Annotated in this window: 24 protein-coding genes; 19 read left to right on the forward strand and 5 right to left on the reverse strand. The window is 46.4% G+C overall.

Features of this window, described 5'->3' with window-relative positions:
* Nucleotides 1–146 precede the first annotated feature (146 nt).
* Nucleotides 147–590 (forward strand): hypothetical protein, encoded by a 444-nt coding sequence (locus ACJJIF_RS09335; RefSeq protein WP_444931944.1) that lies wholly within the window; start codon nt 147–149, stop codon nt 588–590.
* 108 nt (nt 591–698) lie between these two features.
* Nucleotides 699–1,049, forward strand: a complete 351-nt coding sequence (locus ACJJIF_RS09340; RefSeq protein WP_444931945.1) for a hypothetical protein — start codon at nt 699–701, stop codon at nt 1,047–1,049.
* 72 nt (nt 1,050–1,121) lie between these two features.
* Here ACJJIF_RS09340 and ltrA (ACJJIF_RS09345) read toward each other — a convergent pair whose 3' ends face one another.
* Nucleotides 1,122–2,393: a group II intron reverse transcriptase/maturase gene (ltrA, locus tag ACJJIF_RS09345; RefSeq protein WP_444931946.1), complete on the reverse strand. Its 1,272-nt coding sequence runs from the start codon at nt 2,391–2,393 to the stop codon at nt 1,122–1,124.
* 635 nt (nt 2,394–3,028) lie between these two features.
* Between ltrA (ACJJIF_RS09345) and ACJJIF_RS09350 the strand changes: the two genes are divergently transcribed.
* The 3 genes from ACJJIF_RS09350 to ACJJIF_RS09360 all read left to right on the forward strand — a co-directional run bounded on the left by ACJJIF_RS09350 (nt 3,029) and on the right by ACJJIF_RS09360 (nt 4,482).
* Nucleotides 3,029–3,469 carry a hypothetical protein gene (locus tag ACJJIF_RS09350; protein ID WP_444931947.1) on the forward strand — a complete coding sequence of 147 codons (441 nt, stop codon included), beginning with the start codon at nt 3,029–3,031 and terminating at the stop codon, nt 3,467–3,469.
* Between the two features lie 20 nt (nt 3,470–3,489).
* On the forward strand, nt 3,490–3,864 hold the full coding sequence (locus tag ACJJIF_RS09355; RefSeq protein ID WP_444931948.1) for a hypothetical protein: 375 nt from the start codon (nt 3,490–3,492) through the stop codon (nt 3,862–3,864).
* 90 nt (nt 3,865–3,954) lie between these two features.
* Nucleotides 3,955–4,482 (forward strand): hypothetical protein, encoded by a 528-nt coding sequence (locus tag ACJJIF_RS09360; protein ID WP_444931949.1) that lies wholly within the window; start codon nt 3,955–3,957, stop codon nt 4,480–4,482.
* A gap of 190 nt (nt 4,483–4,672) precedes the next feature.
* Here the strand turns inward: ACJJIF_RS09360 and ACJJIF_RS09365 are convergent, their stop codons facing one another.
* Complete coding sequence (locus ACJJIF_RS09365; protein WP_444931950.1) at nt 4,673–5,188, reverse strand: reverse transcriptase domain-containing protein; 516 nt, start codon at nt 5,186–5,188, stop codon at nt 4,673–4,675.
* A gap of 672 nt (nt 5,189–5,860) precedes the next feature.
* On the opposite strand from ACJJIF_RS09365, the gene ACJJIF_RS09370 reads away from it, so the two are divergent.
* The 5 genes from ACJJIF_RS09370 (at nt 5,861) to ACJJIF_RS09390 (ending at nt 9,348) form a co-directional block, all read left to right on the forward strand.
* Entirely contained in the window at nt 5,861–6,229 is a 369-nt protein-coding gene (locus ACJJIF_RS09370) for a hypothetical protein (RefSeq protein WP_444931951.1), read from the forward strand.
* A 350-nt stretch (nt 6,230–6,579) separates the two neighbouring features.
* Nucleotides 6,580–8,013, forward strand: a complete 1,434-nt coding sequence (gene tnpC / locus ACJJIF_RS09375) for an IS66 family transposase (protein WP_444930267.1) — start codon at nt 6,580–6,582, stop codon at nt 8,011–8,013.
* Nucleotides 8,014–8,036: 23 nt separating this feature from the next.
* Nucleotides 8,037–8,357 (forward strand): hypothetical protein, encoded by a 321-nt coding sequence (locus tag ACJJIF_RS09380; RefSeq protein ID WP_444931952.1) that lies wholly within the window; start codon nt 8,037–8,039, stop codon nt 8,355–8,357.
* Nucleotides 8,358–8,609: 252 nt separating this feature from the next.
* The gene (locus tag ACJJIF_RS09385; protein ID WP_444931953.1) at nt 8,610–8,858 is read left to right on the forward strand and encodes a hypothetical protein; all 249 of its coding nucleotides are present in this window, start codon (nt 8,610–8,612) and stop codon (nt 8,856–8,858) included.
* A gap of 100 nt (nt 8,859–8,958) precedes the next feature.
* Entirely contained in the window at nt 8,959–9,348 is a 390-nt protein-coding gene (locus tag ACJJIF_RS09390; RefSeq protein WP_444931954.1) for a hypothetical protein, read from the forward strand.
* A gap of 207 nt (nt 9,349–9,555) precedes the next feature.
* Here the strand turns inward: ACJJIF_RS09390 and ltrA (ACJJIF_RS09395) are convergent, their stop codons facing one another.
* Complete coding sequence (gene ltrA / locus ACJJIF_RS09395) at nt 9,556–10,461, reverse strand: group II intron reverse transcriptase/maturase (RefSeq protein WP_444931955.1); 906 nt, start codon at nt 10,459–10,461, stop codon at nt 9,556–9,558.
* A 607-nt stretch (nt 10,462–11,068) separates the two neighbouring features.
* Between ltrA (ACJJIF_RS09395) and ACJJIF_RS09400 the strand changes: the two genes are divergently transcribed.
* From ACJJIF_RS09400 to ACJJIF_RS09435, 8 genes are all read left to right on the forward strand, one after another.
* The gene (locus ACJJIF_RS09400) at nt 11,069–11,542 is read left to right on the forward strand and encodes a GNAT family N-acetyltransferase (RefSeq protein ID WP_444931956.1); all 474 of its coding nucleotides are present in this window, start codon (nt 11,069–11,071) and stop codon (nt 11,540–11,542) included.
* Nucleotides 11,543–11,973: 431 nt separating this feature from the next.
* Complete coding sequence (locus tag ACJJIF_RS09405; protein ID WP_444931957.1) at nt 11,974–12,567, forward strand: DUF6940 family protein; 594 nt, start codon at nt 11,974–11,976, stop codon at nt 12,565–12,567.
* Nucleotides 12,568–12,901: 334 nt separating this feature from the next.
* Nucleotides 12,902–13,393 (forward strand): hypothetical protein, encoded by a 492-nt coding sequence (locus ACJJIF_RS09410; protein WP_444931958.1) that lies wholly within the window; start codon nt 12,902–12,904, stop codon nt 13,391–13,393.
* Nucleotides 13,394–14,005: 612 nt separating this feature from the next.
* Nucleotides 14,006–14,599: an HAD family hydrolase gene (locus ACJJIF_RS09415; RefSeq protein ID WP_444931959.1), complete on the forward strand. Its 594-nt coding sequence runs from the start codon at nt 14,006–14,008 to the stop codon at nt 14,597–14,599.
* A gap of 95 nt (nt 14,600–14,694) precedes the next feature.
* Complete coding sequence (locus ACJJIF_RS09420) at nt 14,695–15,189, forward strand: P-loop nucleotide/nucleoside kinase family protein (protein ID WP_444931960.1); 495 nt, start codon at nt 14,695–14,697, stop codon at nt 15,187–15,189.
* Nucleotides 15,190–15,480: 291 nt separating this feature from the next.
* Nucleotides 15,481–15,849, forward strand: coding sequence for a VOC family protein (locus ACJJIF_RS09425; protein WP_444931961.1), 369 nt, complete (start codon nt 15,481–15,483; stop codon nt 15,847–15,849).
* Between the two features lie 180 nt (nt 15,850–16,029).
* Nucleotides 16,030–16,527: a DUF5071 domain-containing protein gene (locus ACJJIF_RS09430; protein WP_444931962.1), complete on the forward strand. Its 498-nt coding sequence runs from the start codon at nt 16,030–16,032 to the stop codon at nt 16,525–16,527.
* Between the two features lie 230 nt (nt 16,528–16,757).
* A complete protein-coding gene (locus ACJJIF_RS09435) occupies nt 16,758–17,804 on the forward strand; it encodes an ABC transporter ATP-binding protein (RefSeq protein ID WP_444931963.1) in 1,047 nt (348 codons plus the stop codon).
* On the opposite strand, the gene ACJJIF_RS09440 is transcribed toward ACJJIF_RS09435, so the two are convergent.
* Together ACJJIF_RS09440 and ACJJIF_RS09445 are read right to left on the reverse strand one after the other, a co-directional pair.
* Nucleotides 17,799–19,481 (reverse strand): ABC transporter permease, encoded by a 1,683-nt coding sequence (locus ACJJIF_RS09440; RefSeq protein WP_444931964.1) that lies wholly within the window; start codon nt 19,479–19,481, stop codon nt 17,799–17,801. The two genes, ACJJIF_RS09435 and ACJJIF_RS09440, sit on opposite strands and share 6 nt — an antisense overlap.
* Nucleotides 19,482–19,605: 124 nt before the next feature.
* The gene (locus ACJJIF_RS09445; protein ID WP_444931965.1) at nt 19,606–20,637 is read right to left on the reverse strand and encodes a Fe(3+) ABC transporter substrate-binding protein; all 1,032 of its coding nucleotides are present in this window, start codon (nt 20,635–20,637) and stop codon (nt 19,606–19,608) included.
* Between the two features lie 149 nt (nt 20,638–20,786).
* Here ACJJIF_RS09445 and ACJJIF_RS09450 point away from each other — a divergent pair, with 149 nt between their 5' ends.
* On the forward strand, nt 20,787–21,185 hold the full coding sequence (locus ACJJIF_RS09450) for a hypothetical protein (RefSeq protein WP_444931966.1): 399 nt from the start codon (nt 20,787–20,789) through the stop codon (nt 21,183–21,185).
* Nucleotides 21,186–21,191 lie beyond the last annotated feature (6 nt).

Consider the following 21,191-nt stretch of genomic DNA (forward strand, 5'->3'; position numbering starts at 1 on the left):
GCGTAAAACTCAAGCGCTTTTGGTCTTATAGACGGTTAAATTTCATCCATTCCAGTCGGGAAATTAGGCTATTCCTCTGTATGAGACTTTGAATAGGATTCAAATATGTGTATAAAACACAGGCAAGGCGTTAAGCGAGTGAAGAAGTGAGCACTGAAGTAAGTCTCCGTTATATAAAGAACCAAGTGGAGGTTCTATCCGATAAGAAAATGTCGGATATATATCCATTTCTGGCACATTCATTTGAAGAAATGGTTCCATATTGTAAGGGGTTTTCGTTCGGCATAATCAAACATCTGATGCTTGGACAGTGGTACAGAAGAGAAGAGCCAGTTCTCGATACAAGTGCTGAAGAGTTTCTGGCGTCTCAGAATGATCAAACCTTGAATCGAATATCTAGATCATTTTTGTATTGGGCCTCTGAAAATAAAGATCAACCCGAAGATAATCCGTATCGTCATATATTGGGTTATTATCTACAGGGCGGTCGATTCATTCGCTTCGAGCAAGGTGTGCTAGATGTATATGATAGCTATGGTGAAAAATGTGTGTTTCCTTTAGAACCGTATATAAATCGCTTAATAAGGTAATGCACACATTCCGTGCCCGCTGGGCACTCCATTCGGACACCCAAAGCTTCGCTTTGCGTGCCCGGTGATTACGGCGTTAAGACATATGCAGACGGAAAGAAATACGAAATGAAAACTCTTGCTACAGTCTTGGTGCTATCCGTTGTTCTGAATGTATACTTGATTTATTGGTTTATTAATAAAAGTTATACGATAGAAACAGTACCTAAATTGAGCGCCGATGTCCGCATTCTAGGGAAGTTTATTAGCCAAAACAGCACCAAGGAATCAGTAGTCGCTATATTAAAAAGTGATCTACCTGACATCAATTTTGAAGACTCGAAGTCTATGAATAGAAATTACGATACCCAGATCAGGCTTCAAAATCAAATAGTGTTCTATTTTGATAAAAATGAACAGCTTGTTGCTGTAGACCACTGGGGAGCTAAGTTATCTCCGCTATGGCAGAAAAAACCTTAAATCGGGTAGCCGGTAGTTTCTAGCTACCGGCCCCCACACCACCCATCGTGCGGGTCCGCAATGGGCGGTTCCCTATCCGTAATGAATCTCTACCCAGCGGTCACGTAACGAAATCAAGCCCATCTTTTGGAAGAGCTCATTGTTGAGTGCAATATGAATACCTTCGGTCTTTGCATTTCGCCAGTAACTCTTACCGGACGATCCACAAGTGACAGCCAGTGATTCACTCACACCCATGCGTAGTAAGTTTCGGGCTTTCGTTCTCACTTTACGCCAGTTTTTCCAGTAGCTCATTCTCAATCTTCGCCGTATCCAGCAGTCAAGATCGATACATTTTTGATAGCCTTGTGCTATACCAAAATAATTGATCCAACCACGGAGGAACACGGTAAGTTCTTTCAATTTCTTTTCCATAGAAATACCACGGGATCGCCCTGTAATCTGACAGACCCGATATTTAAATTGGCGCAGCGACTTATCATGCCAGACAAGCTTTGCTCCACGAAAAGAAAACCCCAGAAACTTACACCAGCTAACGGGGACTACTTGGCTTTTAGCATCGTTAACTTTGAGCTTAAGCTTGCGCTCAACAAAGCGTTTAATACTCGCCATAACCCGTTCACCCGCGCGCTTAGAAGCAACAACAATCACAAAATCATCCGCATAGCGAACAAAATCATGTCGGCGTTTTTCCAGCTCTTTATCGAGCAGGTCGAGTACAATGTTGGAGAGCAGCGGCGATAAAGGGCCCCCTTGTGGCACCCCCTCATGACAGGCTTTCCAGCATCCATCTTCTACACTTCCTGCACGCAAGTAACTTGCGATCAACTTGAGTAAACGCTTGTCGCTGATTCTTTGGCCAAGTAAACTCATGAGGAAGTCATGGTTGACCCGGTCGAAGAACTTAGATAAATCGACATCTACGGCTATTCGCTTCCCGCCTTCGATATACTTCTGTAGCTTTTTCACCGCATGATGCTGTGATCGCTTTGGGCGGAATCCATAGCTGAACTCCGAAAAGGTTTTATCGAAACTGGGACCGATGATTTGGGCGATAGCCTGCTGAATAACACGATCAAAGATCGTAGGTATCCCGAGACCACGCTGGCCACCATCTGGCTTGCGAATGTAGACGCGCCTAACGGAAAGCGGCTGGTAATGACCCTGTCGAATAGTCTCGATGAGGTCGTCGCCAACTGCCTTGAAGTGCTTCACAAAATTATCGACAGTAATCCCGTCAATGCCTGCGGCACCTTTGTTGCTTCGTACGTGTTTCCATGCAGCATTAAGATTTTCTTTGCTGAGGATGGTTTCAAGCAGATTTTCATTTGAGTTGAGTGTCATGGCAGTGCGCTACGTCAATTTTATATCTGGCTGGCAACACATCGGTAGGCTAGCCCTGTCTTTTAACTCGTGGATTTTGGGTTCAGGCCTTCACCGTATCCAAGGTATTAATCTTGGCATTAGGCTACTATGCCGTCGGCTGACTTCTGTTCAATCACCTTGGCCATTACTGGCCGAGGCGCCGCTGTGTCCCCCCAATTTTGTTTACCCCCGCGATGGTGGCTAGCGGGCTGGGCCTACTTATGAGTCAGCGGCCACGCTGACAGTTTTACAGCAGCAGGTTGAACAGATCTCCCCAGATAAGAACGTGAACTTTCACTACACAACTGCATCATTTACTCTACCCGTTAGACCACATGGCTTCGGTATCCTTGGCTACCTCGCCTCCAGGCTAAGCCTTATATGATGTTTCTGTTCGTCAGCTCGTAGCTTTGCTAGCGGCTTCCTCCCCACAAGACCTCACGGTCTTGCAGTTGCCATTTGCTAGTAGTTAGCATTTAATGGAGACCATTAAACGGTGATCCTCCTACAGGGGACTTTCACCCCATTAGTTCACGCCCATGCTGGGCGTACCAAAGCAATGCACGCGATAAACGCGTGATTGCGGCGTTATGTGCGTAGGAGCTGGAAAGTAAATGAATAATTCCAATTTCCAAAAGCTGGTATGGGTAAGCCTAATTTGGGTAGTTGTAGCTATAGCAGCTGCTTTTGTAGCCCCTTCTGATCTAAACCCTATTTTACTCGACCAGCTTGACAGGCAACTAGATGAAGAGTGGACACTGTTTGACTCATTTGGCCTTGGTATTGTTTTGTTTGGTCTCGTTTGCAATATAGCCCTACTATTTTATAAGGGGTGGGCTAGGCTTGGTTATCTAGTTTTAATTCCAGCATCAATGGTAATTACATACATAGATGGCCCCTTCATTCAATCATCAATTGACGCCTTAACTAATGATATTAACTTATTTTTAAGCGGTGTCTTATGGGCGGTTTTGCTATTCACTGAGATTAAATTTAAATTCAAAGCACATAACAATTCAAGTAAGCGGGACGCCGTAACCGGCGCCCCTTCTTGAGGTGTTATGCATTTTAAATCATGAGCAATCTTTATCACGATATTTCGGCCTTAACCGAGGGTTCTTTAACTGAAGAGGAAGTTGCCGATTTTTGTAGTGCCCAATCTCTGGGAGATTTTTGGCTTTTTGAGCACACAGCCCACGTACCTGATAGTAAGATCTTAAACTTTAGTAGCATGACAGAGATGGAGACACATCTACTAGGGGAAGGTAGTATTCTCAACGCATTCACAACTTATGCTGTTGCGGTTGTAAATGGTAATGTGCGTAATTTTGAGATTGCTAGAGATGCCGGCTCGGACACAATCTTATTTTCTAAGGATGAGCAACTAGAGTCCAGTAATCCCTTTGAAGGCAAACAATATCCTTGGTACGTGAGGTGGTCAAATGCATAACCAACGCAAGCACACTGAACAATTTTTCGTTCCTTCGTCACTACAAATTGTCCCGTGTTGCGGGCGTTAACTGTATAAGGCCAATCATGGATGTTTGACTCAATTCGGAAAAAGATTAATCAGAAAAATGAAGACAATAGCCCTCAGAATGTGTCTTTAGATTTTAAGCTTATGTTTGTCTATCACATTGCGATGATGGTGCTATTCGCAACACGCGTAGTTGATAATTCATCGGCTCAAGCATCCTTTGCGCTAGTTTTGGGTTTAGTTTTGGTGCTAATTTCAACGATCCACAAATTTCGAGCACAATGGAAATGGCCAGGTCTTGGCATATTTGGAGTTCCTTCGGCATTGATGGGAGTTATATTTGTGTATGCATTTCTTGCTTTTGCTGCTTATTCAATAAACCCAGAAGCCGAGGTCCCAAGTCTTCATGAGGTCAACTACTTCGATCTCATTTCTGAATCGTGGGTTATTATTAAACAAGTAGCTTCAATACCAGCACTTACGCCATGGTTTCTTGCTGGTGCGGGCATTGGAGTATTTAACTTATTATCGAGCTTAAAGCTGGTCGCTACCAAAAAGTCGGAGTTTGAGGCTCAATGTACAAACAGTTAAATCGGGTAGCCGGTAGTTTCTAGCTACCGGCCCCCACACCACCCATCGTGCGGGTCCGCAATGGGCGGTTCCCTATCCGTAATGAATCTCTACCCAGCGGTCACGTAACGAAATCAAGCCCATCTTTTGGAAAAGCTCATTGTTGAGTGCAATATGAATACCTTCAGTCTTTGCATTTCGCCAGTAACTCTTACCGGACGATCCACAAGTGACTGTTGTGGCCAAGTAAACTCATGAGGAAGTCATGGTTGACCCGGTCTAAGAACTTAGATAAATCGACATCTACGGCTATTCGCTTCCCGCCTTCGATATACTTCTGTAGCTTTTTCACCGCATGATGCTGTGATCGCTTTAGGTGGAATCCATAGCTGAACTCCGAAAAGGTTTTATCGAAACTGGGGCCGATGATTTGGGCGATAGCCTGCTGAATAACACGATCAAAGATCGTAGGTATCCCGAGACCACGCTGGCCACCATCTGGCTTGCGAATGTAGACGCGCCTGACGGGAAGCGGCTGGTAATGACCCTGTCGAATAGTCTCGATGAGGTCGTCGCCAACTGCCTTGAAGTGCTTCACAAAATTATCGACAGTAATCCCATCAATGCCTGCGGCACCTTTGTTGCTTCGCACGTGTTTCCATGCAGCATTAAGATTTTCTTTGCTGAGGATGGTTTCAAGCAGATTTTCATTTGAGTTGAGTGTCATGGCAGTGCGCTACGTCAATTTTATATCCGGCTGGCAACACATCGGTAGGCTAGCCCTGTCTTTTAACTCGTGGATTTTGGATTCAGGCCTTCACCGTATCCAAGGTATTAATCTTGACATTAGGCTACTATGCCGTCGGCTGACTTCTGTTCAATCACCTTGGCCATTACTGGCCGAGGCGCTGCTGTGTTCCACCAATTTTGGTTACCCCCGCGATGGTGGCTAGCGGGCTGGGCCTACTTATGAGTCAGCGGCCACGCTGACAGCTTTACAGCAGCAGGTTGAACAGATCTCCCCAGATAAGAACGTGAACTTTCACTACACAACTGCATCATTTACTCTACCCGTTAGACCACATGGCTTCGGTATCCTTGGCTACCTCGCCTCCAGGCTAAGCCTTATATGATGTTTCTGTTCGTCAGCTCGTAGCTTTGCTAGCGGCTTCCTCCCCACAAGACCTCACGGTCTTGCAGTTGCCATTTGCTAGTAGTTAGCATTTAATGGAGACCATTAAACGGTGATCCTCCTACAGGGGACTTTCACCCCATTAGTTCACGCCCATGCTGGGCGTACCAAGCCGCAGCAATCGCTCCCGTTGGTCGCTGGGACAGCCAAAACGCTACGCTAATTTGTCTGCCCTTGTGCGGGGCGTTATGTTCTCAGGAGAGTATTGTGAAATGTTTTAACCATGAGGCTGATGCAATCGGAATATGCAAACACTGCCAGCGTGCCATCTGTAAAGATTGCTGTACGGATCTGGGGTTTGGTCTTGCCTGTAAAGATACCCACGAATCAGATGTGTCGATGCTTAATAGCCTCATTGAAAATAATAAGAGAGCTTATGAGTCGCAACCAAAGGCTACTATGTTTGGCCCTCTATTCTTCATATTTATGGGTCTTGTTTTTTCGTATTTTGGCTACCAAAAAGGCTTAGATAATCTGTCATTTATTATCGGGGTTGGCTTTATTGTGTATGGAATCGCAATCTTTGTTTACAATAAGCTGTTTTTTAAAAAGGTCACTACCGAGTATGAAACATAACAAGCTTATCAACGAACGCCACTGCGTGGCTGGACAGCCTAAAGCGCGCTTCGCGCTAGGCTGCCCGTTATAAGGGCGTTAAATAGCTTATGAAATAGTAACTACTCACCCCTAACTGCCACCTTACCAAAAAAACTATCAAATTTTTTTAAAGCAAAGAAATAAACAGCCTTACATAGCAATACTGAGCCTTCTAGAAGGTCCTCCCTCCCAACCCCTAAAGCAAAGAAACAGAAAAGCTGAGACAAATGCTCTAAGCAAACTCGCTTTATTGTTATCCGCAACGATCTGAGACACGCCAAAATTTGTGATATCCTACACCTTCGAGATAACGGGTTCACTTTTCGGTTATGGCCAACATTAACAAAACTTCTGTGCGCGAGGAAATGGATCGCCTAAAAGCCGAGTTCCAGCGCCAGTGTGCCGAGAAGTTGTTAAGCCAGGAAAGTCGTCTGCTGCTGCAAAGCGTGTTTACTCTGCTAGAGTTGATACTCGCCATTTTTCTGGAGAAAAAAACGGCCAAGACGAATAAAAACTCCAGCAAGCCATCCTCCCAAACGGACAAAGATGAATCCGCATTGCCCCATAAAGGCAGTAAGGGGAAAGGGAAAACAGAAGCCGTTCAGGCCGCTGACAACCATCGCATCACAGAAACTACCTCCATCAGCGAAGTCCGCTACTGCAGTGACTGCGGCGAAGACCTAACAAGCGTCCCGTGCTTAAGTCATGAACGACGCACTCGTATTGATATTCACTTTGAAAAAGTAGTCGAGCATGTCGATGCCGAAGTAAAAGCCTGCCCCACTTGCACCCATACCGTGAAAGGCGAGTTCCCTGCCGATATGGCGGGACCATTGCAATACGGCAATGGCCTGAAAGCCTACGCGATCAACCTGTTGGTCTGTCAAATGATCGCCTTAAATCGGGTGCAGAAGGCGGTTAAAGCCATGATCGGGCAAGTGATCTCAGAAGCTACTCTGTTGAAATTTATCCTGCGACTACATGAAGCCCTGGCGGACTGGGAGCAATCAGCTCTTGAGGAATTATTGCAAAATCCCTCGCTTAACGTAGATGAAACCTCCCTGAGGGTCGAGCAAAAGAATCATTGGATTCATGTGTATGCCTCCGGCGATATTACCCTCAAGTTTTTACACCGAAGTCGCGGTAAGGAAGCAATTGAACACATTGATATCATACCACGCTATGGGGGCGTCATTATTCATGACTGCTGGGCCTCGTATTTGTCTTATACCCACTGTGGGCATGGCCTGTGTGGCTCGCATTTGTTGCGTGAATTGACCTTTATCGTTGATGCCAATGGGTATGAGTGGGCGAATGATATGAAACGCTTACTGCAAGCCACCTGCAAAACAGTCTCGGTGAGAAAACGCAAAAAACTGATTAAAAAGGAATACGCTGTTCTGCAACAGCAGTATCGGGAAGTTATTGCTAGAGGTGAGCAGGAATTACCCGAGATTCCAGTTAAACCCAAAGGCCAGCGCGGCAAAATGGCGAAGACCGATGCGCATAATCTATGGGAACGCTTGAAAAATTACGAAATGGCGGTTTTATTGTTTGCCAAAGAGAGCCACGTCTCCTTTACCAACAATCGTGCGGAAAGAGACCTGCGCATGTCAAAGGTTAAGCAAAAAGTATCTGGTTGTTTTCGAGCAGCACACTATGCACAGGCCTATTGTCGCATTTCGAGCTATTTACAAACTATGGCTAACAAAGGCTACAACCCTTTGATTGCAATTCAGATGGCGCTTTCGGGCCGTATTTAAATCGGTAGGGGGTGAGTAGTTACATGAAATATTTATACATCCTGTTAATGATGGTTTTTCTTTGCTCTTGTGAGCTTGGTAATGAAGGGCCAAGAAGAGTTGAGTACTGGAAGACAGAAATAGAATATGTCAAGTCAAATAGGCCGGAAATTGGTTATCTAATGGTAAAATATAAAGCGTTTGAGCCTATTTTTAACCCTTCTGAAAATACATTAACGATTGTTGACTCTGGTGAGGCTAATAGTATCGTCTGTAGTAAATGGCACTATATCATCACATTCAAGGCGGACTCTAAAGGGGTAGTTACTGAATCTACAATAGAGCAGGCTGGGACATGTTTGTAGGCCAACTATTTAACAAAACCAAGCAGGCTCGTCCATCCCCTTCAGGTCTGGACTGGAGATCCTACGCTGCGTGCCTCGCACGCAAACGCTCCGGCTGCCCCTGTCAGCAACGTTAAATGTCTTATGAAAGAAAGGATTATCTACGCAAGCCTATACCTTATAAATTCCCTATATCCATTAGGCGCAGGGTATGTGCTAATTTTCACAGCAAGGCCTGAGTGCATTACATTGTCAGACTATATAAAGTCATTCATGCAAGAGCCGCAGTCTGTTTATATATTTCAGGGCTTGGTAGGCTCGTTTGTTTTAAACTTAGTTGCCTTTGGTGCAATCTTAAAAACAACAATGGCGCACCAAAACTTTAAATATGTATTGGCATATTTATGGTCACTGGTAATATTGGGCTCACTTTACTGGGGCGACTTAGTGTTTTTGTATGTTTTGGCGGCAGGTTTAATCTCATATGAATATTACAAAAAAGTTTATCGCACCAACATTTAATAAGTTTAGGTAACGGACACAAAAAGCCTATGGCTTTTTGGTCCGCTGCTAAAAGCGTTAAATTTCTATGAGCCATATTCACATTAATCACAGAGCTCTCTTGAAATCGGTGCTAGTTTCAGCGATTGTGAGCACCGTTGTAATGGCTTTTTTTTCAGGCTATGGAAAAACGATTACTCCTGATGGCGTTGTTACTCATTATTACAATTTAAGCTCCGTATTTTTATGGGTGCCAATATTGTTTATGGTAATGACGCCAACCATCGTGATAGTTGCCTACCTACTGGGTATTGCCTTAATCAAGAGCCGACTATTTTCATTGCCAATTGTGGTTATTGCTGGGGCCGTGGGTGGTGGCCTGGTTATATCTATGCTGTCGGGTAAATGGTTAATGTTCTCAATAGTTGGTTTGTATTACATTGTGCCAGGTATAGTTTCAGCAGTTACCTGCTACTACCTATACAAAAAATTTAAATCAGGTAGCCGGTAGTTTCTAGCTACCGCCCCCCACACCACCCATCGTGCGGGTCCGCAATGGGCGGTTCCCTATCCGTAATGAATCTCTACCCAACGGTCACGTAACGAAATCAAGCCCATCTTTTGGAAAAACTCATTGTTGAGTGCAATATGAATACCTTCGGTCTTTGCATTTCGCCAGTAACTCTTACCGGACGATCCACAAGTGACAGCCAGTGATTCACTCACACCCATGCGTAGTAAGTTGGAGCAGGGACTTATCATGCCAGACGAGCCTTGCACCGAGAAAAGAGAATCCCAAAAACTTACAGCGGCTGACAGGAACTACTTGGCTTTTAGTATCGTTAACTTTGAGCTTAAGCTTGCGCTCAACAAAGCGTTTAATACTCGCCATAACCCGTTCACCCGCGCGCTTAGAAGCAACAACAATCACAAAATCATCCGCATAGCGAACAAAATCATGTCGGCGTTTTTCCAGCTCTTTATCGAGCAGGTCGAGTACAATGTTGGAGAGCAGCGGCGATAAAGGGCCCCCTTGTGGCACCCCCTCATGACAGGCTTTCCAGCATCCATCTTCTACACTTCCTGCACGCAAGTAACTTGCGATCAACTTGAGTAAACGCTTATCGCTGATTCTTTGGCCAAGTAAACTCATGAGGAAGTCATGGTTGACCCGGTCGAAGAACTTAGATAAATCGACATCTACGGCTATTCGCTTCCCGCCTTCGATATACTTCTGTAGCTTTTTCACCGCATGATGCTGTGATCGCTTTGGGCGGAATCCATAGCTGAACTCCGAAAAGGTTTTATCGAAACTGGGGCCGATGATTTGGGCGATAGCCTGCTGAATAACACGATCAAAGATCGCAGGTATCCCGAGCCCACGCTGGCCACCATCTGGCTTGCGAATGTAGACGCGCCTGACGGGAAGCGGCTGGTAATGACCCTGTCGAATAGTCTCGATGAGGTCGTCGCCAACTGCCTTGAAGTGCTGCACAAAATTATCGACAGTAATCCCGTCAATGCCTGCGGCACCTTTGTTGCTTCGCACGTGTTTCCATGCAGCATTAAGATTTTCTTTGCTGAGGATGATTTCAAGCAGATTTTCATTTGAATTGAGTGTCATGGTAGTGCGCTACGTCAATTTTATATCCGGCTGGCAACACATCGGTAGGCTAGCCCTGTCTTTTAACTCGTGGAGTTTGGGTTCAGGCCTTCACCGTATCCAAGGTATTAATCTTGGCATTAGGCTACTATGCCGTCGACTGACTTCTGTTCGATCACCTTGGCCATTACTGGCCGAGGCGCTGCTGTGTTCCACCAATTTTGTTTACCCCCGCGATGGTGGCTAGCGGGCTGGGCCTACTTATGAGCCAGCGGCCACGCTGACAGCTTTACAGCAGCAGGTTGAACAGATCTCCCCAGATAAGAACGTGAACTTTCACTACACAACTGCATCATTTACTCTACCCGCTAGATCACATGACTTCGGAATCCTTAGCCACCTCGCCTCCAGACTAAGCCTTATAGCAGCTTTCTGTTTGTCAGCTCATAACTTAACTAGTGGCTTCCTCCTAACAAGACCTCACAGTCTTACAGTTGCTATTTGCTAGTAGTTAGCTTTTAATGATTCCATTAAACGGTGATCTTTCTACAGGAGGATCGTGCCCCTATTGGACGTACCGAGACATTACCAGCGGACAAATCGCTGAATGCAGCTATATGGAGTATTGATGAATTTAGATGGATTGGTCGTGAGGACCGCACGGATTGAAGACTATGACACCCTCATGAAGCTGGAACAAAAATTAATTGACGCTGAGCGTCCACTTAATGCGTCCCTGAAAAAAGAAAGTGCTTATTACTACAATATTGAAAAACTAATTTTTGATCAGTCCAGCAGGCTAATAGTCGGGGAAATTTCTGGCGTTATTGTAGCCACAGGATATATCCAAGTACGCCATTCAAAGCCGGCCTTAGAGCATGAGTACCATGGATATCTTGGCTTCATGTACGTGGCAGAGGAATATCGAGGGCTTGGGTTGAATAAAGTGATTCTGCAAGATCTAGTTCGCTGGGGCCAATCTCAAGGAATTTCTGACTTCTATCTCGACGTCTATGCCGAGAATAATTCCGCTATTCGAGCATATGAAAAATTTGGCTTTAAGAGTTCTCTACTGGAAATGAAGCTAGATACAAAGCTTTGATTAAACACAACTAATGTAGGCGCAATGACGCCTATTACATTACGCCTTCTACCAGCCCCGCAAAAAGCGCGGGGCGTTTGTAGCGGCCGTGGGTGTACCAATCGAAAATACAATGACCATCAAATCTAAACCATTATACTGCTCTAGTCGCTGTGAAAATAAGGGATTAGTACGCTCTTTTGGAGAGTGTCCAGAGTGTGGACACATCTGGGATGGTAAAAGTAGAGGACGCAATAGGCATTACAGAAATAATGCATGGGCAATTTGCAACACATGTTCAAGAAATAAAAATCGTTGCGTTGTATGCAGCACAAATGTACCTTACTAATTCGCCATCCACGCCTTTCAAGTATATTTAACCGCTGATCCGCAGCTGGGACGACCAAAATAAGCTTTACCCGCCTAAAGCATAGCTATTAGGAAGAGATATTATGTGGAATTTAATAAAATCCGACATCAGTAACGGATACCATTTTACAGTCAACGGGAATGATGGAGTTATATCTATCGGTGAAGCACTTAAACTTCTCCGGGGAAATAAAGAGTTTCGAGAGTTTTTTATTTCATCACTTAGACTACTTACACTTGATGCATATAGATGGGAAACACCAGGGTATACAAAAAATTTACTTAACAACAAATTTGAGTTTGTCGTACTCAATGCACCTACAATAATTCGCGATGCCGACCCTGCGCCATTTAACTCATATATCAGAGATGCTTCTGAGCCTGTAGTTTCCTTCCAGAGCCTAGGAAAAGACGCTCATCTTGTTGCACCTACATGTATAAAAGTTGACGCCAACTATTGTCATCTCGCATCATTTACAAATACAGCTCCTTTTCACCAGCAACATGCATTATGGAGTACTGTTGGCCGCATCGGTAGTGAATTAGCATCTGACAAGCCAGTTTGGTTAAGTACGGCGGGTCAAGGAGTTGCATGGTTACATATTCGCTTTGATTCCAGGCCTAAATATTATCATCATGTAGAGTACAAGGAGCTACCTAAATCGAGAAACCGGTAGCTTCTATCTACCGACTCATCCCCATTGTGTGAGCTCGCAATAATGGACAGTCACCTCCCCCCAATAAATTTCTGCACAAAGAAATATTATTTAAATGGCTTTTCAAAGCACTACTACCTTCAATTCCATTTTTGTAAAGCAGAGTCAACTCAACGAAGTATTATCTAAATACAAATTGCTTCGCAAACGGCAAATTGAGAACGCGGTCAATGCCATGTAGCCTGTATATGAGTACACTCCGAAAGAAAAATCTCCCCCCCTAGGGGCAGCTTTTATTCAGCATTACAATTTGCCTCTACCAAAGGTATTAGAGCTACAAGTATAGAGATTAAAAATGATACAAGCACACAAATTGGCTGGCAATACCGCCGCGCACGCTATTTGGTCTGTTTCTGGAGGGGAAACCTTAATACCCATATTTTCGTACACAGATCAAGATGGCAAGAGTTCGTTTAGTCGTATTATGTCTGAAGAACTTGAAGAATCGGTTGAAATAGGACAAAAGTGGCTCGAAGAAAATGAGCGCAATGCAAAGGATGCCGCCTTTGTTTTTGATGCGCGTATTCCATTAGAAGAAAAAAGGTATGATGCACTGATAATAGAGATTCGCTCTTATTGTTCGCCGCAATCAAAAGCTATTATCGGTGTCCCCTACAGCCCCGCAAGTGGCAGTGAAAAGTTTAGAGTGCATAAGCCTAAAATACTACTCTGGGAAGACTGCGAAGACTTTGACCTAAATGCTTGTATCAATGGTTTCTTTGACGGGGTTGATAGCCACGAACAAGGCGCCAAGATCTGGAATGACAGCTTGGATCAATCTGTGTAAAGCCTAAAAAACAAATGGGCGTGCCGCCATTCCAGCACGCCCAACATATAATTACGAAGACTTCCCGATAAAAGCAAGAATTATGAATACCTTTCGTAGCGCACTATTTAGTGCTGCATTACTCACCTGCATGCATTGCGCTTATGGAAACGAAATGGAACAACAAGATAAAGTCGAGCCTTGCCAGCTCGCCAGGACTGATACTTATATCAAAGGAAACCTCTATTGGATATAGCTAAATTTCAAAAAGACCTAACTCTTATTGAGCAGTCAAGCAAAGCTACAAGACCTTAGAAAACAGACAAGCATTAGCTCTGTCCGCACCTCTACCCCACCAGCTTTGACCTCGATTTCACCAAAAACATGACACCTGACAATACTCATCCTATATTCTTCATTGTCAGCATAGGATATAGTACCAATAGCTAAAGTATTAGACTTTTAAATTAACCGTATTCTCGCTATTGCAAGTGTATTTGGTCTCTTATTGTCAGAAATACTATTTTTTAGCTACACACGAGCAAATCCCGCCTGCAGCAAGTAAAGGCACCCGGCATCAAAACCTTTTTTTCTGACACAAACGCACTAAATATTAGAAGCCCACATTAAAACATGAACGAAAACATCGAACTATACCTATTTGATCTGGGTGGAGTCGTCATAGAGCTAGAGGGGACACCGCTACCAAATTTAGAGATGAATGCCTCTGCATGGCTTACATCTACCACAGCAAAGGAGTTCGAGCTTGGCCGCATCTCAAAGCATCAATTTGCCGAGATTTTCAAAAAAGAGTATCGCATTGCCGAAACACCGAATGAAATTATCGAGCACTTTAGGAATTGGCCAAAAGGCTTCTACCCAGGAGCTATTGAACTCCTAAAAGAGCTTTCCTTAAAGTATCGTGTAGCAGCGCTATCAAATACTAATGAGATACACTGGCCCAGAATTATCGGTGAGTTTGGCGCATATAATGTATTCGAGAAAATCATCGCTTCACATACAGTGGGCATAGCAAAGCCCGACCCCTCAATTTATCTTCACGCATTGAGTGAACTGAAAGTGCGCCCTGAAAACACAGTATTCATTGATGATAATGAGAGCAATGTAATTGCGGCCCAAAAAATCGGGATAAAAGCATATCTTGCCAAAGGATTTTCAGAAGTAGTGAGCCTGATATCCACTTTGGAGCAACTCTCCACTCAATAAAACCGGATACAACATAATACAGATATAGCAATAGCTCTCACAGCATAGAGCTGCGCCACATTCATCTACAATAGGCTTCACAAACAGAGATAAAAATGAGCAAGGGAGAACTAGTATTTTTCTGCGGGAAGATGGGCGCAGGAAAATCCACAAAAGCAGGAGAAATCACTCATGGTGGAAGTGCAATTTTGCTTTCCGAAGACGAGTGGCTTGAGTCTCTTTACCCTAACAAGATTAGATCACTGAACGACTACATCAAATACTCAAACCAACTTAAGCCTCAAATCAAAAAACTGGTTCAATCCATTTTGGCAGCCGGAACCAATGTTGTAATGGACTTCCCTGCGAACACTGTTTCACAGCGAAACTGGCTTCGAACAATTTACGCGGAAATTAGTGCGCCACACAAACTTATATATCTCGACACACCCAATGATATATGCCTTAGACAAATTACCAAAAGAGCTGCCGAGAGGCCTGAGAGAGCGGCAACTGATACCAGGGAAATGTTTGCTGCAGTTACAAAATTTTTTGTCGCACCCACTCCGGATGAAGGCTTTAACACGATAACAATTGTGCGCGACACCTAACAAAAGCGAAGACTGGTAGTACTACCGTCTTATTTTAAGGCATGAAAATAAGGACTAATAAGGCTTCCCCAATAGCCCCGATCAATTTCCCCCTCTGCAAGCCCCACCCTGCGGAGCTTTCAGAAGTATCACGAAGTTGTTTAAAGGGTTCACTTGGAAAGCTAAAAATTGGTATACTCGAAACTTTCCCGGTATCAGTTTCTGAGCTCAAAAAATAAAATACGACACACAAAGATACCCAGAGATATTTTTTAAGAACGGGATTTTCAGAAAAATAACAAAAGGAAAAGCATGAACGGACCAGCTAAATTTGGCGCAATCATATACGCAAGGAATATACAATCTCTATCCAGGTTCTACCTGAAACTATTTGAATTATCCGTATTACACGAAACTGATGAACTGGTTAGCCTGGGGGGCGATGGATTCAATATTGTTGTGCATACCCCACCTATTGAGCTTCCTGAACGCAATTTTAATACGGTCAAAGTATTTATGAGCGTAGACAGCCTTGAAGATACAAAAAATCGGGTAGTGGCGTTAGGGGGTAGCACGCTGGAAGGTGAATGGTCAAATCCAGTTTTTAAGCTTTGTAATATCGCTGATCCCGAGGGGAATCACATTCAGCTTAGAGAGTTCACCCCAGCAAAAGCCCCTTAAGCATCACTCTTGGTACGGTCTCTACTGGATTCCCGGTACTTTGCTGTACTAAGGAACCTCTGAATGCCCCCGCAATATCTCTGCGAACCTTCAAGACTCGCCCTGTGGCGCCATCAGAGGCTCTCTGGCTATTTATTAGAGCATTAAGATTAGAATAGTTTACTAAAGGAAACCCACTCCATGACTTTGAGAATATCAGATAAATGCGATCAGCAATCAGTTGACGACATAATTGCTATTGGTTACCCCGAGAATTCTGAATACATACACGAACTGCTCTCTTGGACCTGTGACCCCAACTGGCCGATTGCCGGCTCAATTTATGAGTATTTTAGGGAGCTTGGAAAGCTTGAGCTCCGCAGCGTTTTACAAACAGCAGAAACCGCTGATCTTGACTGGAGGCATACCCTTATTACCCAAATCATATCCGGGTACGATCAGGAAACCTTACATGAGTGTGTTGAATACTTAAAAAAATGGGCTGCTCAAACCGGCTCAGAAGAGTGTGATATCGAGTCGATTCGCATTCTAACGGAGAGAGAGCTCATTTCCACTCCAGAGATAGCACAATTAGCCAAAAGAAACTTATTTGTATATAACCTATGGATTAAAGAAACCTTTGAAGCTGCCGAAAAAGCGATCTACTACAACGTCCCTTTAAGTGAACACAAGCTATAAGCAGGCTAACAAAGCTGGTGTAGAGAAGTGTTTGTGTCACCGAAAGCACAGTTTTTTAACGGTAGGGGTTGTATCAGCGCTGGAAGCCTTTGGGGCATAAATTACTACCAGCACTGACTAACACTAGACATTTTGTTAAAAACCATTTTAACTCTAGCCTCCGTCGTCGCCTTCAATTTTACTTCCACAAGCTGTCTGACGTGCTGAGAACGCAAACTACTGGAAAATCTGTGCAATCCATACTCTGTGTCAATAATCTGCAATGCCGCTACGGTGATCAGGTTGTTATCGAATCCGTTTCCTTCGCCTTACAGGCCGGAGAAATTGCCTGTTTATTGGGCCCCAGCGGTTGTGGTAAGACAACACTGCTACACGCCATTGCCGGTTTTCAGCCGGTCACTGCGGGCAGTATTCAGCTGTCCGGGCAAGTAATTTCTGCCACTGACACACAGGTTCCAGCAGAACGGCGCAAAATTGGCGTGGTCTTTCAGGATTATGCCCTCTTCCCACACCTTACAGTTGCGCAGAATATTGCCTTCGGTCTCCAGTCGCTACCGAAAAGTGAGCGGGAGTCCCGCACTCATTCGCTACTTCAATTGGTGCGCCTGCAAGGCTTCGGGCAACAATACCCCCACCAGCTGTCCGGCGGGCAGCAGCAGCGTGTCGCTCTGGCACGAGCGCTGGCACCGCGCCCCAAGTTATTGTTGCTGGATGAACCCTTCTCCAACCTGGATACCGAGCTGCGCCGCAGTCTCGCTGCTGAGGTCCGCCGCATACTGCGCGAGGAAAACATCCCCGCAATTATTGTTACCCACGACCGCAACGAGGCCTTTATTGCCGGCGATAAGCTAGGAGTTCTCAGTCAGGGGCGGCTACAGCAGTGGGATAGCCCTCAGGACACTTACCAGAAGCCAAATAATTTGGCAGTTGCCAGGATTATCAGTGAGGGCAATATCCTTGCCGGCACTGTCGTCGGTAACAGCCTCGTCAGCACCCCTCTTGGTGAGGTGACGCTGCCGACAACTGCATGCACAGCGGGCGATAAACTCCAATTATTTGTGCGCAGTGAGGATATTTCCGCAGGCGAACACCCCAATGCCGTTATGGCCCGGGTTGTGGAAAAGAGTTTTCTCGGCCATCACGTAAACTATCGCTTTCAACTGGCCGAAGGAGAAACGATCGAGGCCGTCTTGAATAGCGATATTCAAGCGGCACCGGGTGATCAACTTCCCCTGCACCTCTCCTCCGCACTGGTATTTGACCAAGCTGGATTATAAGTTAGCTGGATTGGGGCGCTGCTGTGCGCTCCGCTCCGCTCCTCTGCGCCAGCCAATGGAACGGCTCAACACAATCACCGGAATTAACCCCACCAGCACAATTAATAATGCTCCCAGGGCCGAGCGCTCCAGCATCTCATCGGAAGCAAACTGGTAAACATAGGTTGCCAGAGTGTCAAAACCGAAGGGGCGCAGCAGTAAAGTAGCCGGTAGTTCTTTCATGCAGTCCACAAAGACCACCAAACCACCGGTCAGCAGGCCGGTGCGCACCAGGGGAAAATGCACAGCCCATAGGGTTTGCCAGCTATTGCGCCCTAGTGAGCGGGCAGCCCTATCCATAGACGGGGTGACCTTCTCCAGGCTGGACTCAATTGCTCCTGTAGATACCGCCAGGAAGCGCACGGTGTAGGCAAAAATAATGGCAAAAATACTACCGCTTAGCAGGAGCCCCACGGAGATATCGAAGTGCTCGCGTAAAAAGTGGTCGACGGCATTATCAAAAGCAGCCAGGGGAATCAGGACGCCAATCGCCATTACCGCCCCGGGCATGGCATAACCCAGCTTGGAAAAGCCCACTAACAGCTGCACAGGCTTTTGCGGTTGCAGCCGCTTACCGTAGGCCAGCAATAAACCCAGCAATACCGAGACCAGTGCCGCAGCTGTAGACAGCAACAAACTATTACTGGCGATCTGCAAGAAATCTTCACTCCAATAGCTGGAAAAGTTACTGAGCGCATATCCCCCCAGAACCAGTAAGGGAATAAGGAAGCCACCGACGAATAGCAATGCGCAAAACAGCAGTGCTATAGTAGCCCGCCAGCCGCGCAACAAGTAGCGTTCACGCTGAGAATCTGGCGACTGCACAAAGTGCTTTTGCCGCGCTCGCCCAATGCGCTCCAGCGCAATTAACAGAACAACAAAAATCAGAGTGCTACAGGCAATTTGTGCCGCGCCCCCTAAATTACCCCGACTCAGCCAGGTATCGTAGATTCCGACACTTAAGGTGCGCACGGCAAAGAAATCGACGGTCCCGAAGTCATTCAGGGTTTCCATCAGCACCAGGGACAGGCCCACAGCAATCGCCGGGCGCGCCATCGGCAAAGATACCCGCAAAAAGCTCTGCCAGGGCGAGCAGCCCAAAGATCGACTGGCGGCGCGTATGCTGCCGCACTGTTCAAGAAAGGCCGCGCGCGCGAGCATATAGACGTAGGGGAAGAGTACCAGTGACAGCATGGCAATAGCCCCGCCCATACTGCGGATCTCCGGAAACCAGTAATCCCTGGCCGTCTGCCAACCAAACCAGGTGCGCAGAGACTTTTGTAGCGGGCCCGCGTACTCCAGCAGATCCGTATAGACGTAAGCAATCACGTAGGCGGGTACAGCAAACGGCAGTAACAGGGCCCACTCAAAAAAACGACGCCCGGGAAACTGACACATGCTCACCAACCAGGCACTGCCCACCCCAGCTATCAGAGTGGCCAAGCCCACACCTGCGGCCAAAATCAATGTGGCAGACACATAGTGAAACAGCACCGTATCCAGCAGGTGCGGCCAGATATTTTCTTCTGGGAAAAATGCCAACCAGAAAATGGACAGCACTGGCAGGGCTACCAGTAGGGAAATCGTGGCTACCAGTAGCAGCCAGCGGGAAGCTGAGAAATTCGCTCGGTTTAGCATGAGTACAGAAATCAAAAGCTCATTATAAAAGAACGGCCCAGGTCTCTCGACAGGGCCGCTCGAATAAGGCTGTAGAAAAGCGGCTACCGCTATACCGGGCAGCGATTCCCTCTAGTTAACCATTTTAAAAATCAAAGCGCACTTCATCCACCAGACGGGAAGCCGCCGGAACTTGCGAGCCGATTTCCGTGAGGCCCAGGTCATCCTCTTTAAACTCACCCATGTATTTTTTAATCAACGCAGAGCGGGCGGTGCCAGGGCGTACCGGGAACTCAAAGTTTTTCTCGGCGTATGTGTATTGCGCCTCGGCACCACTGAGGAATTCCAGCAGCTTAACGGCGTTGTCGCGGTTGGGAGCGTGCTTGGTCAGCGCCGCGCCGGAAATAAACATATGGGTCCCGCGATCCTGCTGGTTGGGGAAGACCAGGTTTACTGATTTAGCCCAATCCACCTGCTCCGGCTGCTCGGTATTGGTAATCATTTTGCCGAAGTAGTAGCTGTTACCCAGGGAGAGGTCACAGACACCCTCGCTGATAGCTTTTACTTGGGCGCGATCATTGCCCTGGGGCTTACGCGCCAAGTTCGCTTTTACGCCTTGCAACCACTCTTTGGTCTCCGCTTCACCGTGATGAGTGATCATTGAGGCGATCAGGGACAGGGTGTAGGGATGCTTACCACTGCGAGTACAGATTCGGCCCTTCCATTTGGGGTCCACCAGATCTTCGTAGCGGGTAATTTCACCGGGCTTGACCCGATCTTTAGAGGCGTAAATCAAGCGCGCACGGGTTGTCAGACCAAACCAGTTGCCGTCCTTATCGCGAAATTGCGCCGGGATATTGTCTTGCAGAATCTCACTGTTTACCGGTTGTGTCAGCTGCTTGTTCAGCAGGTCCATCAGGCTGCTGGTATTGGAGGTCAGCACCAGGTCGGCGGGGCTGTTGCGCCCTTCCCTCTGCAAGCGCTCGTTCAAGCCTTTACTGGCGTAGACCACCTTGGCCTCAATGCCGGTTGTCTCGGTGAACTCCTTCAAGATTGGCTCTATCAGGAAAGGCTGTCGGTAGGAGTAAATATTGACCTGCTCGGCCGCATTGGCACCCACAGTACCCAGCAGACCGGCCACAGTCAGCACTTTTTGTAATAGAGCTCTGGTAGACATTATCGTTGATCACCCTCATTTTAAACGAGAAGTATTCTCATTTGATTTAATCGCAATGTCAATAAAAATACATATGACTCCAACGCCAGAGCAGAGTCGCGAATTTCCTCCTATGCTTGGACTTGAAACTCATACAGATTAGAGGCCCTATGTATCGCTTTGGCCCTTCAATAGTACTGCTTCTCGCCCTCTGTGGTTGCGAGGGTCCCAGAGATTCCAAGGCACCTGCACCCCCTCCCGCCGATGCGGCGGCCACCCGTGCAATGAAAGAGCCTATCGCCCCTCCCGACAACTTGGGGGAGGTCGACACTGCGATCATCTGCACCCCCCAGTGGTTTACCCAAGTTCAGCAGCAGATCCTTGCGCAACACAGCCGAGCTATGGCCGAGCTGTACCCCTCCGGAATGCCCGCTACCGGCAGCGGGGAGTGGTTCTCGGCTATCAGCCAACTCAGCGGCGCAAACACCGAGGGTTTACAACCCGGAGGAATGGCCTGGTGTGAGGCTATCCAAAAACGTCTTAGCCAGGACAGCGCTAGCCCCGAGTAACAAACT

The organism is Microbulbifer regidiadema (SeqCode), assembly GCF_052467605.1.